This is a genomic window from Allocoprococcus similis (assembly GCF_054660775.1).
Window position 1 is genome coordinate 68,794 of record NZ_BAAHSG010000016.1, and the last position, 13,087, is coordinate 81,880.

At 39.4% G+C, this 13,087-nt stretch carries 17 protein-coding genes; all 17 read left to right on the forward strand.

Annotated elements, in window-relative coordinates:
- The first annotated feature begins 2 nt into the window (after positions 1-2).
- The 17 genes from ACYQ5K_RS08005 to mobQ all read left to right on the forward strand — a co-directional run bounded on the left by ACYQ5K_RS08005 (position 3) and on the right by mobQ (position 13,072).
- Positions 3-284, forward strand: coding sequence for a hypothetical protein (locus tag ACYQ5K_RS08005; protein WP_003864601.1), 282 nt, complete (start codon positions 3-5; stop codon positions 282-284).
- Positions 285-542: 258 nt separating this feature from the next.
- A complete protein-coding gene (locus ACYQ5K_RS08010; protein ID WP_459777443.1) occupies positions 543-1,325 on the forward strand; it encodes an EAL domain-containing protein in 783 nt (260 codons plus the stop codon).
- Between the two features lie 172 nt (positions 1,326-1,497).
- A complete protein-coding gene (locus ACYQ5K_RS08015) occupies positions 1,498-3,216 on the forward strand; it encodes a Na/Pi cotransporter family protein (protein ID WP_020944839.1) in 1,719 nt (572 codons plus the stop codon).
- Between the two features lies 1 nt (position 3,217).
- Complete coding sequence (locus ACYQ5K_RS08020; protein WP_015543454.1) at positions 3,218-4,072, forward strand: substrate-binding domain-containing protein; 855 nt, start codon at positions 3,218-3,220, stop codon at positions 4,070-4,072.
- 696 nt (positions 4,073-4,768) lie between these two features.
- Positions 4,769-5,068, forward strand: coding sequence for a hypothetical protein (locus ACYQ5K_RS08025; protein WP_015543455.1), 300 nt, complete (start codon positions 4,769-4,771; stop codon positions 5,066-5,068).
- 23 nt (positions 5,069-5,091) lie between these two features.
- Complete coding sequence (locus ACYQ5K_RS08030; RefSeq protein WP_003864594.1) at positions 5,092-5,502, forward strand: single-stranded DNA-binding protein; 411 nt, start codon at positions 5,092-5,094, stop codon at positions 5,500-5,502.
- 146 nt (positions 5,503-5,648) lie between these two features.
- Positions 5,649-5,855, forward strand: a complete 207-nt coding sequence (locus ACYQ5K_RS08035) for a helix-turn-helix domain-containing protein (RefSeq protein WP_003864593.1) — start codon at positions 5,649-5,651, stop codon at positions 5,853-5,855.
- Between the two features lie 346 nt (positions 5,856-6,201).
- The gene (locus ACYQ5K_RS08040; RefSeq protein WP_003864592.1) at positions 6,202-6,723 is read left to right on the forward strand and encodes a GNAT family N-acetyltransferase; all 522 of its coding nucleotides are present in this window, start codon (positions 6,202-6,204) and stop codon (positions 6,721-6,723) included.
- 57 nt (positions 6,724-6,780) lie between these two features.
- Positions 6,781-7,206, forward strand: coding sequence for an N-acetyltransferase (locus tag ACYQ5K_RS08045; RefSeq protein ID WP_003864588.1), 426 nt, complete (start codon positions 6,781-6,783; stop codon positions 7,204-7,206).
- Positions 7,207-7,300: 94 nt separating this feature from the next.
- A complete protein-coding gene (locus tag ACYQ5K_RS08050; protein WP_173741029.1) occupies positions 7,301-7,468 on the forward strand; it encodes a hypothetical protein in 168 nt (55 codons plus the stop codon).
- A 180-nt stretch (positions 7,469-7,648) separates the two neighbouring features.
- Positions 7,649-7,831, forward strand: a complete 183-nt coding sequence (locus ACYQ5K_RS08055) for a DUF6440 family protein (RefSeq protein WP_003864586.1) — start codon at positions 7,649-7,651, stop codon at positions 7,829-7,831.
- 112 nt (positions 7,832-7,943) lie between these two features.
- Positions 7,944-9,455: a hypothetical protein gene (locus ACYQ5K_RS08060; RefSeq protein WP_003864585.1), complete on the forward strand. Its 1,512-nt coding sequence runs from the start codon at positions 7,944-7,946 to the stop codon at positions 9,453-9,455.
- A 322-nt stretch (positions 9,456-9,777) separates the two neighbouring features.
- Entirely contained in the window at positions 9,778-10,002 is a 225-nt protein-coding gene (locus ACYQ5K_RS08065) for a DUF3791 domain-containing protein (RefSeq protein WP_003864584.1), read from the forward strand.
- The gene (locus ACYQ5K_RS08070) at positions 9,995-10,561 is read left to right on the forward strand and encodes a DUF3990 domain-containing protein (protein WP_020944841.1); all 567 of its coding nucleotides are present in this window, start codon (positions 9,995-9,997) and stop codon (positions 10,559-10,561) included. The genes ACYQ5K_RS08065 and ACYQ5K_RS08070 overlap by 8 nt, the downstream gene beginning before the upstream one ends.
- On the forward strand, positions 10,549-10,779 hold the full coding sequence (locus ACYQ5K_RS08075) for a hypothetical protein (RefSeq protein ID WP_003864582.1): 231 nt from the start codon (positions 10,549-10,551) through the stop codon (positions 10,777-10,779). Before ACYQ5K_RS08070 ends, ACYQ5K_RS08075 begins: the two co-directional genes overlap by 13 nt.
- Before the next feature lie 200 nt (positions 10,780-10,979).
- The gene (locus ACYQ5K_RS08080; RefSeq protein ID WP_015543456.1) at positions 10,980-11,345 is read left to right on the forward strand and encodes a DUF3847 domain-containing protein; all 366 of its coding nucleotides are present in this window, start codon (positions 10,980-10,982) and stop codon (positions 11,343-11,345) included.
- On the forward strand, positions 11,345-13,072 hold the full coding sequence (mobQ, locus tag ACYQ5K_RS08085) for a MobQ family relaxase (RefSeq protein WP_003864580.1): 1,728 nt from the start codon (positions 11,345-11,347) through the stop codon (positions 13,070-13,072). The genes ACYQ5K_RS08080 and mobQ overlap by 1 nt, the downstream gene beginning before the upstream one ends.
- Positions 13,073-13,087: the final 15 nt, after the last annotated feature.

Sequence of the window (13,087 nt, forward strand, 5' to 3'; positions counted from 1 at the left end):
ATATGAGAAGAGAACTGATTGAAAGTTATTATGAAGAATACCAGCGGGAGCTGGAAAGATTTCTTGAATCTGACCCGGAGATGTTCACTCTGGAAGCAGAAATTCATCATTACATAGAAATACTGGAACCGGTCCTCAGAGATGGCGGACAGGAGATGTGGCAGACACTGGACAGGATTATTTCAGCGAAAAATGCAATGGAGGGAATTGTGGCAAAAGAAATGTATATCCGGGGATTTCTGGATTATGAAAGACTGGTGTGTGAAAAAGACAGTAAGATCTGAATAATCAGAACATAGACTATATATAACGAGGCTTTTATTGTATAGACAGTAAGAGCCTCATTTAATATAGTTTTCATAATAAAAAACAGGTGGTAGTACGTATTTGCTTTGTGTTATATAAGAATTGGTCTGGCTGAACAATGGTGAAAATTTACTATGATTTTACTTAAATCTGATTGAAGGATGAAAAAGTGATGATATCATATAGTGGGTTGATAGGGTTACAGAAAATGTATTCACAGAGGCAGAGAAGAAATAATGAAAGTAAAAAATGCAGATGAATTTTATAAAATATTAGAAAGAAAGGCTATATATCCGGTATTTCAGCCGATTGTAAATTTACAGACTGGAGATGTGGCAGGATATGAAGCTCTTAGTCGTATCGACAGGCATGATACGACTCTTATGATTTCAGATTTGTTTGTGATTGCTGAACAGGTAGGCTGTGTTTGGAAATTGGAAAAATTGTGCAGAAATAAAGCATTGAAGGCAGCGGCGAATAAACCAGAACATGCAAAATTATTTCTTAATGTAGATGGTAATATCATTCAGGATAAATCGTTCATACAGGGATTTACAAACCGTAAGGCTGCGAAAGCCGGAGTACCGTCCTGTGACATTGTATTTGAAATAACGGAACGGTCGGATATAGAAAACTATCAGATTCTGCAACAGATTATGAAGCATTATGCAGATCAGGGATATGAAATAGCTTTGGATGATGTTGGAGCTGGATATTCTGGTCTGAACCGTGTAGTAAATACATCGCCAAACTACTTAAAAATTGATATAGAACTGGTCAGAGATATTCAAAAACATAAGAAAAAGGAAATTATGATGGAATTTCTGTTGCATTACTGTAATGAGACAGGAGCAATTCTGATTGCAGAAGGGATAGAAACAGAAGCAGAGTTGGAGTGTCTGTGTAGATTAGGTGTTCATTACGGACAAGGATATTTTCTTGGAAGACCGGACAGAACGTTCAAAAATGTAAGGAATGAGGCGATGTTGGTATTACGTAGACTGAATAATAAATCGTAATGAAAACTATATGTCAGCAGGTGAAAAATGAATAAGTCAATTATAACATTATAAAGATTTCCATTGATTTTTACACCTATTTTACACAAGCACTCACATAGATTTGATTTCTGTCTTCTATAATTGTATAGGAAAATGTAGATCTTATATAATAACAGGAGAGGAAAGAGAAATGAACGAGAATGTGAAAGTGGTTTTTGGTCTGATCGGTGGCCTTGCCTTGTTCCTTTATGGAATGAACAGCATGAGTGATGCACTTCAGAAAGCCGCAGGAGAACGAATGAAAAAAATCCTTGGATTTCTTACAAGAAATCCAATTATGGGAGCACTTGCCGGAGCACTTGTAACAGCTGTATTGCAGAGCAGTTCAGCGACGACAGTTATGGTTATCGGTTTTGTCAGTGCGGGACTTATGAGTCTTCCGCAGGCAATTTCTGTTATCTTTGGTGCCAACATAGGAACCACTATGACGGCACAGCTGATGGCATTTAAAATCAGCAATTATATTTATCCAATTATCTTTGTTGGATTTATTCTGAACTTTGTTAGCAAAAAAGAAAAGGTTAAAAATATCGGTATGGTAATTTTTTCATTCGGACTTTTATTTGAAGGAATTGAAATCATGGGTGAAGTCATGAAACCTTTGGCGGGAAGTCCGGTCTTTGTTGATCTGATGGGAAAAGTTTCATCCATTCCGGTTCTTGGTGTTGTACTGGGAGCGGTCATGACATTGGTTGTGCAGAGTAGTTCAGCTACGATTGCAGTTCTGCAGAATTTTGCATCACAGGCAGGACCGGACGGAGTAAGCAGTGTAATAGGGCTTACCGGTGCGATTCCGATTCTTCTTGGAGATAATATAGGTACAACGATCACAGCACTTCTTGCATCAATTGGACAATCTAAAAATGCAAAACGTACAGCAATTGCGCATAGTATTTTTAATATCAGTGGAAGCTGCGTTTTTATTTTCCTGGTTCCGTGGTTTGCAAAATTTGTCCAGTTTATTTCACCAAAGGGAAATGAGATTGATGTGATTTCAAGACAGATTGCAAATGCACATACAACGTTTAATATCGTCTGTACACTGGTCTGGCTGCCACTGATTCCGCTGATGGTAAAAATTGTTACAACAATCATCCGTGGAAATGACAAAACAGAGAAAGCAGCTTTTGAACCCAAATATCTGGATATGAAAGTGATTGAACAGCCGGCGGCTGCTATGGTTCTGGTATCTAAGGAACTGAACCGACTTGGAGAACTGGCAGAATCTCTGTTAAGTGATTTAAAAACGGCGATTGTAGCAGATGGAGACTCAAAAACTCATGGTTCGTTTATAGAAAATCTGGAGATTGTACATCAGTTACAGGACAGTGTGACAGAATATATTACCAGATTATTCGCAAGCGGAAACCTTACAGAACAACAGTCTGAGCAGACGGCAGGGTTACTGTATGTAAACAATAGTATTCAGAGGATTGCAGACAGATGTGAAGATATTGACCAGATATGTGAAAAAGTAAATAACAATGGAAAAAGACTGACCAGTGAAGCCTCCTCAGAAATGGAAGACTGCATTGATATTATCCAGCAGCTTTTAAAGAAAGCAATGGAGGCAATCCGTAAGGGTGATGCTGTAGTGGCTGAAACAGTTTTTAAAAATAAGAAAAAAATGCATAAAGCAGAGAAAAAATACAGTAAGGCACATTTAAACCGTGTAAAAAATGAGGTTTGTGATGCGTCTATGACAAGATATTTTTCTGGGATCATGTATAATTTTGACCGTATGGCAGATAATTGTGTCAGCATTGCAGAAGAAGCCTGTGATAATGTGGCTTTTATAAACCTTGATGAAGAGACGGGAAAATCAATGATGGAAAGAGGTGCAGTATAAAATGGTAAAGAAAAAAAACATCCGAAAATCTGCACTTCTGCTGATAATGATAATGCTGGCAACGGGAATAACAGCATGTGGAACCGAGGAAGAGCCATTGCCGGATCTGTCTGCTATGGGAGCTGTCACAGCTGTATCACGAGAAGAAGGGTCAGGAACCAGAGCAGAATTTGAGAATCTTTTGAAACTGCCTGAGAGTGATACAGGAATAGTTGTTGATTCTACAGAGAAAGTTCTGAAAAAGGTGGAAGAAGATAAAAACGCAGTTGGTTATGTCGCATATAGTTCCGCAACAGATACGAATGGAAAAATACTTCAAATCAACGGAGTTCTTCCTTCTGAGAAAACAATAGACAATAACAGTTATCCTCTTTGCAGGGATTATTATCTGGCTTATAATGGAGAACTGACAGATGTGGAACAGGATTTCCTGACTTATGTAAAGAGTAAAGGACAGGATATTGTGAAACAATATTGTATTCAGGCTGACAGTACAACAACATTCCTTTCTGACAAGTCAGAAGGAAAGATTCTGATTGAAGGATCCACTTCAATGGAACCAATGGTAAAAGCACTGGCAGATGACTATCAGAAACAAAATCCAAATGCTGAAATAGAAGTAAAAGCAACAGATTCTTCAAGAGGGATTACGGCGGTGATAAGTGGAGAGTGTGATTTCGCAATGTCATCCAGAGAATTAAAGGATTATGAAGCAGAGCTTCTGGAAACAAAAGTCATTGGAAAAGATGCTATAGCTATTGTGATAAATGAAGAAAATCCACTGGAAAATCTTACAATAAAACAACTTACAGGTCTGTACAATGGAACATATAAAAACTGGGATGATCTTTCCTGAGAAAAACGAATATAATATCTTACAAGCACTGACTATAACGGTCGGTGCTTCTTTTTTGGATTTTTTCAAAATTATCTGACATTCTTCAAATTCCCACGTGTGATTAGTGGAAAAATAATTTTTTCTGCAAAAGTACCGTCCAAATGCCCTCTGAAACTTGCTATTAGTGAGGGAATATTTCATTTATGCGAAAAAAACTTGCAAAAGGGGGTTGGTAAATACCGCTTCCCAGGCTTTATAGGTAGAGGAACAATTATTTTAAAAATTTTACCCCAAAGATGTCCGCTTTTGCCTGTCTCAGTACAGAGTATGTGAAGGGACTAACAAAAGTAAAAGAAAAAATGATAAAAATGCAAAAAAATATCACGAATCTTTTGCATCTTGCGAAGTCATTTGACTCTAGTAATCAGAGGACGTTTTGGAATGTTCCTTCGATGAACCTTGACAACCGATAAGTGCACCCTGGAAGCCTAACAGGAGTTATGCCATGACCTTTCTTTTTCTGAGAGCGAGCGAAATTATAATGACACTCCCGATGATGGGCGGCTGACCGAAGCCTTATGGTCAGTGACCTGCTGATGCAGGCAGAGGCAGTCTGAGACGGCTGCAGGTGACAGGGAAACGCACGCCAGACCGCCGGACGAATGAAACTGATGACAATGTTTACAGGGCAAAATGCCCGGAAAGGAGCAGTTTATGACAGAACTGAAAATGAAAGAAATGCAGTTGATTAACTGGTTTGGATGCCCGAATCTGATTTATACAAGGGAGAGAATCCATCTGGTTGCCATGCTTACAACAGATGAAGAAATGAAAAAGAATCTTTACAGGGTATGCAGATTCCTTGCAAGAGAAGAAATCGCATATCGGTATCCGATCATGTATGAAATGATCCGGAAAATATTTTCACCGGATGATACCAATCCACCGGAAGCATGTGCAATGTTTATGCCGGACGATGAAACAGATGATGAAGAATATGCAATGGCAGCGTAGCTGCGGAAAGGACAGTAACGATTATGAATAAAGTGGTTTTAATGGGAAGACTGACAAAGAATCCGGAGATCAAATATGCCGGAAAAGATAATGATATGGCAGTAGCAAGATATACACTGGCGGTAAACAGAAGATATAAACGTGACGGTGAACAGGAAGCGGATTTTATTTCCTGTGTCACATTCGGAAAGAGTGCAGAGTTTGCACAGAAATATCTTCACAAGGGAATGAGGATTGTGATTGGCGGTCGTATCAGCACTGGCAATTATAAGGACAAGGACGGGAAAACAATTTATACTACAGATGTGATCGTGGAAGAACATGAATTTGCCCAGAACAAGGATAATGGTGTTGGAGCTGATTCATCGGAAACACCGAAAACAGATAAGGACGGATTTATGGAAGCACCGGAAGGTGAGGTTCCATTCGACTAAACCGAAGTAAATGGTTGGAGAGGTTGCCCTTTGTCGGGGCATCCTCTTTTCCATTTTACAGAAGACATCAAAAATTACAGGTATTCAACCTAACGAAATCGTGATATAATCAAAATATGTTCAGATGAAAAATATGGAGGTTGCTTATGGGCGTAAGTTATAACAGATTATGGAAAATGCTCATAGATAAAAATATGAAGCGGATAGAGATGCAGTACCTCACCGGGATCAGTGGAAATATTCTTGCCAGGATGGGAAAAAACCAGTATGTATCAATGGAGACGATTGAGAAGATCTGCAAGAAGCTGGACTGCACCGTTGATGAGATGCTGGAATTTACAGATGATGAGTAACAAGAGCAGACATGTCAAATTATTAAAACTGGAAGAATGCTTCAGAAGTCGAAAAAAGAAATTGAAAAAAGATAACACGCCGGATACGGCATAAATCTCTTAGCAACGCTAAGAGCGCACTTCTATACAGGCAATTCCATCTGCCTGTATCGTGCGACCTGCGGTGCTGTTCCCGATTTCAAGAAATCTCAAACCGGGAAATACAGCGAAATCAGAGATTTCGTACAAGGGGAAGATCCCCTTGCGGCACAGATGCCTATCCCTGATAAAGTTTGTGACTGAATATTTCAGATATAGACATATAAGGGGAAAGAAAGTGTGAAATCAAAATTTGTGGAGAGATTTTATGATTAGAAAAGCAATACTAAAAGATGTTAATTCGATTGAAGATACTTACAATGAGCATTTCCAGTATGAACTGAATCATACAGCCTTTACTGTATTTAAGAAAGGGGTTTATCCAACGAAAGATGATGCAGAACGGGCTATTTATGCTGGTGCTTTGTTTGTATATGAAGAAAACGGAACAATTGTTGGAAGTATCATTATTGATAAAGTTCAACCAATAGAATATGCAACTATTCCTTGGAAAGAAAAATTATCTGAAGATGAGGTAATGGTAATTCACCTTTTAATGGTACGTCCGAGTATGTCTGGTAAAGGAATTGCATCATCACTAATAAAATTCGCTACAGAATTAGCACAAAAAAATAGTTGCAGGGCACTACGTTTGGATACAGGAAGTCAAAATATTCCTGCGCTATCTTTGTATCAAAAAAATGGATTTGAAATAATTGCTAGTGCTTCTAAAAAAGTTGGAGATGTAATTGCACACAAAAACCATCTTTTTCTCGAAAAGATATTGTAGTTCGTAAATTCCAGTTTGAAAAATTGAGAAAATCGGAGTTTGAGGAGCATCACCGTTATGATTAGAGAATTACGGAAAGTGGATATAAATAAAGTTGCAGAAATATGGTTAGATACAAATATAAAGACACATTATTTTATCTCTGCTCAATATTGGAAAAGTAATTTTGAGTTAGTAAAAGAACTTCTATTACAGGCAACTGTCTATGTTTACGAGGATAAACAGGAAATACAGGGTTTTATAGGGTTAAGTAACGAATACATTGAAGGTATTTTTGTTTCTGCCGAAATGCAATCTCAAGGTATAGGTAAAATTTTGCTAAACTATGTAAAGGGAAAAAGAAACAAATTAATCTTAAATGTATATCAAAAAAATACACGGGCAATATCCTTTTATCAAAGAGAAGGATTTGAGATTCAGTATAGCGGTTTGGATGAAGCTACTGGAGAAAAAGACTATGTAATGGCATGGCAGCAGAAATAGAAATTCAAGTTTTAGTGTTTGGAAAATTATGACTTAGTGTGCAAGTTGGGAGAAAATATGGTAACGGAAAAAGAGAAAAAAGCATGTCGATTTATTGCCGAATGGCTATAAGATTGTGAGACAGTCTCTGGTAGATGATCTGGAGGGCGAAAAAAAGGTATGTTGGGAGACAGAAATTTTGCAGGATGATGATAGTGGATTTACTTATGAAATCAGCAGGTGTCTGTATTTCGATACCTGTAAGGAACATGGCTATGCATAGTTCTGCAAAGTATTTTGCAACCATGACTGGTATGCTTATGGAGTATTAAAGCATCATTCGAGATTTATCAGAAAATCGACGATTGCCGAAGATGGAACTGTATGTCATGATACAATCGAGAAAGTAACAGAGAAACATTTTTTATAAAACCGAAAAATTGATTATGGGAGGAAATTGAAAATGGCGAAAGAAGAGAGATTTGAAAAAATATATTCTCAGGGAGCATTAACTACTACTGAGATATGGGTGGATAAGGAAACTGGTGTGAATTATTTATATCATGCATGTGGGTATTCAGGTGGACTGACTCCATTGTTGGACAGAGATGGGAAACCAGTTATTTCTCAGGCTATAAATAGATGACCTTAGAAACAGCAACTGTTATGGTAAGTAACAGCATCGTCACAATATGTATATGGTCGATTGGTGTGTGCGGTAATATACTATATTCAGAAAAACAATTCAGGAGATTTTTATGAGAAGATCAGGTTGGACAAAATGGTTGATCGTGATTCCGGCAATGCTAGGCATTGTGTTGGTGACCTATGTGCGGTATACAACGGATATCTGGGGATTTGGTGCATTTATCTGCCAGCTGATTGCAATTTTGGAATTGGCTTATGGTCTGCGAATTGCGATGCTGGCACAGAATAGAAAGAAGTCCTATCGGTTAACACCGGAAGAACGACATGAGTATGCACGGTATTTATATGAGAAGCAATATCACCGTTACCCTGCTGTAGCGAATCAGATGCTTTTGGTTATGGCACGGATGAGTGTACTCCTTAACAATTATGAACGGGCTGCACAGGAGCTGGCAGATATTCGTATAGATAAATTCAATCCAGCACAGTTGAAGTTGTATTATTACCTGAAAGTGGTTACAGCAATGGCAGCAGGAGATGCGACAGGGATTCAAGAGAGCCAGATGTGTTACGCAGGGATTCCGGATACTAAATGCACATATCCGTCAAAAGCAGAGCTTGCTATGTGGATAGAGCAGAGAGCGGCAGCGCAGATGGCAGAGGCACTGAAGAAGGCAGTGCCGGATAAAAAAGAGCATCCGATACGGATCAGTATCATTACTTTGGTTCTTGCGTATAGTACCTTCTTCTATGGATTGTGGTATGGTATAAAACGTGATATGGGATATGAAGTGAGATATCGTTTCGCAGAAATATCGATTACTGTTATTACAATCAGTCTGGCGGTTCTTTTGATCTGGGGGATCGTGAGTTTATACAGACACAATTGCCAGGCATTATCCATACAATTCGGTAAAAACAAAGTGGCATTGATAATTGTCTATGGAGCTGCTGCGATATTTGCACTTTTGATTATTGGAATGAGTGGTCTGAGTGTAGTGTTCGGAATGGATGGAACAGAAACGGTGACTGGTTGTGACAGCAAATATACGTATATAACTGTGCAGGAAGATTATGGTGGTGAACGGAGATACAGAACCAATAATCCATTTGTTATGCAGAGTATGGATGGTCTGTGGTGGTCTTCGGATACAATAGATGAAGAAGATAATCAAGAAGAGGATACTACAGAATTACCGGATTTGGATACAGAGAATTCAACAGATTCAGAGGATATTCAGAGTGGAAATACCATAGAAGATTACGAGACAGAAGGGCAGCATGATGGTCTGACAATTCAAAATGCAATGCTGGCAGTTTATAATTACCTTCAGGAGCAGAATACACTTCAAAATATGGCGTTCAGTTACACGGCGAATGCAAAGGGAGAAGTCTATGCTGTCGTCAGCGAAACGCAGGAAACAAAGAACGGTAATACGGTAAATGTGAGATACTGTCTGTACGATAATGGTTCCAAGACAGATGCAGATGGTAATTCCTGCGAAGAACTGGTGTTAGAAAAAGTATATCCGGATGGCAATTACGAGACCGAATTGGTAGATTTTTATCTGGTAAATGCAGATACGATGCAGGTGACAGACGAACAGAAGAATACGTGGTAAAATAAATTCTGGGGAAGTAGGTGCATTGTATGACAATGAGAGAAAAAATAAAACTATTATCGTAAATGTTTCAAGCGGACTGGGTTCTTTTGGAAGTATGCAAAAGGACTCCAAGACATAAGAGGTGAACTGCGCTGATCCAGGTGCCACGGCAACAGATTTGAATGTCGACGGAGGAAAGCAAACAGTACAGGCGCAATCGTAAAACTTGCAATGATTGATAAAACCGGACTAACAGTAACTTTTATTAGTCGATTTGGAAATATGCCTTGGTAATCAACAATTCCGGTTTTACTGACTAAGAAAATGAGGAGGATTCATAATGAGTGAGAAAACAGAGATTACTTTTATGCAAACAAGACTAATCCGGCTTGCTTCAGAAGAGTGGCATTTACCTGTTGAACAGATTATCCACTTGTTTAAAGAAGCCGATGTTCTTGGATATATAGAAAAATGCTATGGGATTTTTCATTGTGAAGGCGATGAAGCTGTGCTTGAAGATATTACTGAATTTTTGCAAAGAAAGGGGATAGAGATTAGTGCTTGAGTTAAAAGATGGATTTGTTCTCTATCATGGAAGTTATTGTGAAGTAAAAGAGCCAGATCTTGCCAAATGTGCAAAGAGAAAAGATTTTGGACAGGGATTTTATTTAACCACATCAAAGGAACAGGCAGAAAGTTTTCTGAGAACCTCAATAGCCAAAGCCATCGCAACCGGAACAATTGAAGAGGGGCAGAAGTTTGGATATATTTCAACTTTTGAATTCAAACTTTCAGAAAATCTTGAAACGCATATTTTTGAAAATGCAGATGTGGACTGGTTACATTGTATCGCCGCTCACCGAAAGAAAAAAATGTTTATTGAGGTTGAACGTGAAATGGCAAAATATGATATCATTGCAGGAAAGATTGCGGATGATGCAACAAACGCTACTCTTACCGCTTATCTTGCGGGTGCTTTTGGGACTGCAGGTGATAAAGTAGCAGACGATTTCTGTATCAGACAGTTGCTGCCGAATAAATTGAAAGATCAATACTGCTTTAAAACTGAGGCAGCTATTGAGTGTCTGAAATTTGTGAAAGGTGAGAAGATATGGCTGAAGTAACAATTCCAAAGGAAAAAATGAATTATACAATCGACCTTCTGATCACTATGGTGACAGATGAAATCGCAGAAGAGACAGGCAAGGACAGAAACGAGGTATTGACAGATTTTTTGTGTTCAAAGACAGGAAAAGCACTGTATGATGAGAAGACAAAGCTGTGGTGCACTGGTCCGGCATATATAGCTGAACTGTATATGGAAGAATTAAAGAAATCCTGATATGGGATGTGAGTTTAAATTTATACGACAATGGTGACAAAGACTTTCATTCCAAGGAGCAACAATTAAATATTTCAAAAACGCTGAGGTCAGCATTTCCTAATCACAGGACAACGACCTCAGTTTTTTATACCCAGGAATCGGCATTCATGAATAAGCCGGTTCTTTTTGTTTACAGAAAAAAGAAGGAGTACAAGAAAATGAGCAGAGCAAAAAATCCAAAGTATGAATCCATGTCATTGGAGGAACTGAAGGCCAACATGGAAAAGAGCAGACAGGAACTGGAGGCAGCAATTCACCACAAAAACATTCTGGAGCAGCGGAAGAAGCTGGTAGAACGCAGGGAACGTTCCCACCGGCTGATTGTCAAAGGGGCAGAGTTTGAGAAAGTATTTCCGCTGTCCAGAGATCTGGAACAGGAAGACGTCCAGGACATGATGAATCAACTGCAGAACAGCAGTTACAACAAGAGTATTGTGCGGCAGGCTCATATAGCCGCCTTACACAAAGATCAACAGCAGATTGCAGAAGCAGTAAAAAAGACAGAGAAGGGAGATGACAGTTAATGGCACTGTATCATTTTTCAGTAAGGAATGTATCCAGAGGGAAAGGGCAGATGGTGGTCGCTTCCGCAGCCTATATTTCCGGGCAGAGGATTTTTGACAGTTATTACAACAAGATACACGATTATACGAGCAAGTCAGGTGTGATATTTACAGAAATCCTGACACCGGAGTATGTGCCAGAGCGTCTGACTGACAGGGAAACACTCTGGAACGAGGTGGAGCATGTGGAACGGAACAACAAGGCACAGCTTGCCTATTCGTTTGACATTGCACTGCAGAATGAATTGACACTTGAGGAAAATATCAGACTGGCAAAAGAGTTCTGCCAGGAGCAGTTTGTGGCACGTGGCATGATCGTGGATCTGGCAGTCCATGAGGGAAAAGCGGAAAATGAAGAAGAACCGGATAATCCCCATTTCCATGTGCTTGTCCCAATCCGTCCTTTTACAGAGGAAGGAATCTGGGGCAATAAGCAGAGAAGGGAATATATTCTTGATGAGGATGGAAACCGGGTGAAGGATGCCAAAGGAAAAGATATGTTCAATGCTGTTTCTACTACCGGATGGAATGATCCGGAGCTTTTAAAAGAATGGCGGCGGGCATGGACAGAGAAAGTAAATGGGAAATTCAGGGAGTGCCACATGGCATCCAGAATCGACCACCGTTCCTACAAAGAACAGGGGATTGACCTGATCCCGACCATCCATGAGGGATATGAAGTCCGGGCAATGGAGAAAAAGGGAATCAAAACGGTGATCGGAGAATTGAACCGGGCAATCCGGCAGTTTAACCAGATGTTTATTTCTCTGAAAGAATCCATTCAGTGGATGAAGACAGCTTATGAGGAAATGAAAGCAGAGCTGGATCGCAGGCAGAACCCGACACTGCTGGAAAGCCTGCAGGATTATTATGATAAAAAGACACAGGGCAGACCACCACTTCCCAATTTTTATGCGGAGATGAAACAGAGAGGTAAGAATCTCTCCAATTTACAGGAGTTTGCAAAATCCATCAGTTATCTTCAGACACATCAGATAGAAACGATGGATGACTTGCAGGAACGGATTGAGGAACTGAACGGTGTTGTTTCTGTCAGTAAAAAAGAAATTTCTGAAAAGCGGAAACAGTTAAAGGAACTTGAGAATCTGGAAAAGATGGCAGAGGTAATAAAAACAAATCAGCCATTGATTGATGAGTATAACCATTTCTATTTTCAGAAAAGACGGGAGAGATATTATCAGCAGCATAAAAAAGAAATCAATTATTACCGCAAATGTGAACGGGAACTGAAACAACATCTGGATAAAAATGGAAAAGTGCCAACTGCCAGATGGAAACGGGAGAAAGAAGAACTTCAGGCGGGGATCGAAGAGCTGAAAGCAGATAATCAGCCGTACCAGGAGGAACTAACTTTTGTGAAAAAGGTACAGAGCTGTGCGGATATTGCCAGACGTGACCGGGAAATGGCAGAAGCAGATACTTCCGGGCGTTCAGAAGAAAAAAGGGAGAAGCAGGTGAAGTTCCCGACATTTTACACAGTTCAGGCGAAAGAGATTCTTGAAGAAAACGGGAAAGCAGAGCAACAGCCGTTGAACCAGTCGGAGCAGAATCCAGAAAAGAAGACCTCTCTTCTGAGAAAACTGGATGAAAAAAAGAAAGAGTGTGCAGAGCGTGATGCAAAACAACAGGCAGTGAAGAAAAAGCGAAACTATGACATGAGTTTATAACAGTCTGTCAGCAGG

Bases quoted from the DNA above. Each gene is read 5' to 3' on its own strand.
- ACYQ5K_RS08040 (WP_003864592.1), top strand. From the start codon at position 6,202: ATGATTAGAAAAGCAATACTAAAAGATGTTAATTCGATTGAAGATACT.
- ACYQ5K_RS08060 (WP_003864585.1), top strand. From the start codon at position 7,944: ATGAGAAGATCAGGTTGGACAAAATGGTTGATCGTGATTCCGGCAATG.
- ACYQ5K_RS08030 (WP_003864594.1), top strand. From the start codon at position 5,092: ATGAATAAAGTGGTTTTAATGGGAAGACTGACAAAGAATCCGGAGATC.
- mobQ (WP_003864580.1), top strand. From the start codon at position 11,345: ATGGCACTGTATCATTTTTCAGTAAGGAATGTATCCAGAGGGAAAGGG.
- ACYQ5K_RS08065 (WP_003864584.1), top strand. From the start codon at position 9,778: ATGAGTGAGAAAACAGAGATTACTTTTATGCAAACAAGACTAATCCGG.
- ACYQ5K_RS08005 (WP_003864601.1), top strand. From the start codon at position 3: ATGAGAAGAGAACTGATTGAAAGTTATTATGAAGAATACCAGCGGGAG.
- ACYQ5K_RS08055 (WP_003864586.1), top strand. From the start codon at position 7,649: ATGGCGAAAGAAGAGAGATTTGAAAAAATATATTCTCAGGGAGCATTA.
- ACYQ5K_RS08080 (WP_015543456.1), top strand. From the start codon at position 10,980: ATGAGCAGAGCAAAAAATCCAAAGTATGAATCCATGTCATTGGAGGAA.
- ACYQ5K_RS08015 (WP_020944839.1), top strand. From the start codon at position 1,498: ATGAACGAGAATGTGAAAGTGGTTTTTGGTCTGATCGGTGGCCTTGCC.
- ACYQ5K_RS08045 (WP_003864588.1), top strand. From the start codon at position 6,781: ATGATTAGAGAATTACGGAAAGTGGATATAAATAAAGTTGCAGAAATA.
- ACYQ5K_RS08025 (WP_015543455.1), top strand. From the start codon at position 4,769: ATGACAGAACTGAAAATGAAAGAAATGCAGTTGATTAACTGGTTTGGA.
- ACYQ5K_RS08020 (WP_015543454.1), top strand. From the start codon at position 3,218: ATGGTAAAGAAAAAAAACATCCGAAAATCTGCACTTCTGCTGATAATG.
- ACYQ5K_RS08010 (WP_459777443.1), top strand. From the start codon at position 543: ATGAAAGTAAAAAATGCAGATGAATTTTATAAAATATTAGAAAGAAAG.
- ACYQ5K_RS08075 (WP_003864582.1), top strand. From the start codon at position 10,549: ATGGCTGAAGTAACAATTCCAAAGGAAAAAATGAATTATACAATCGAC.
- ACYQ5K_RS08035 (WP_003864593.1), top strand. From the start codon at position 5,649: ATGGGCGTAAGTTATAACAGATTATGGAAAATGCTCATAGATAAAAAT.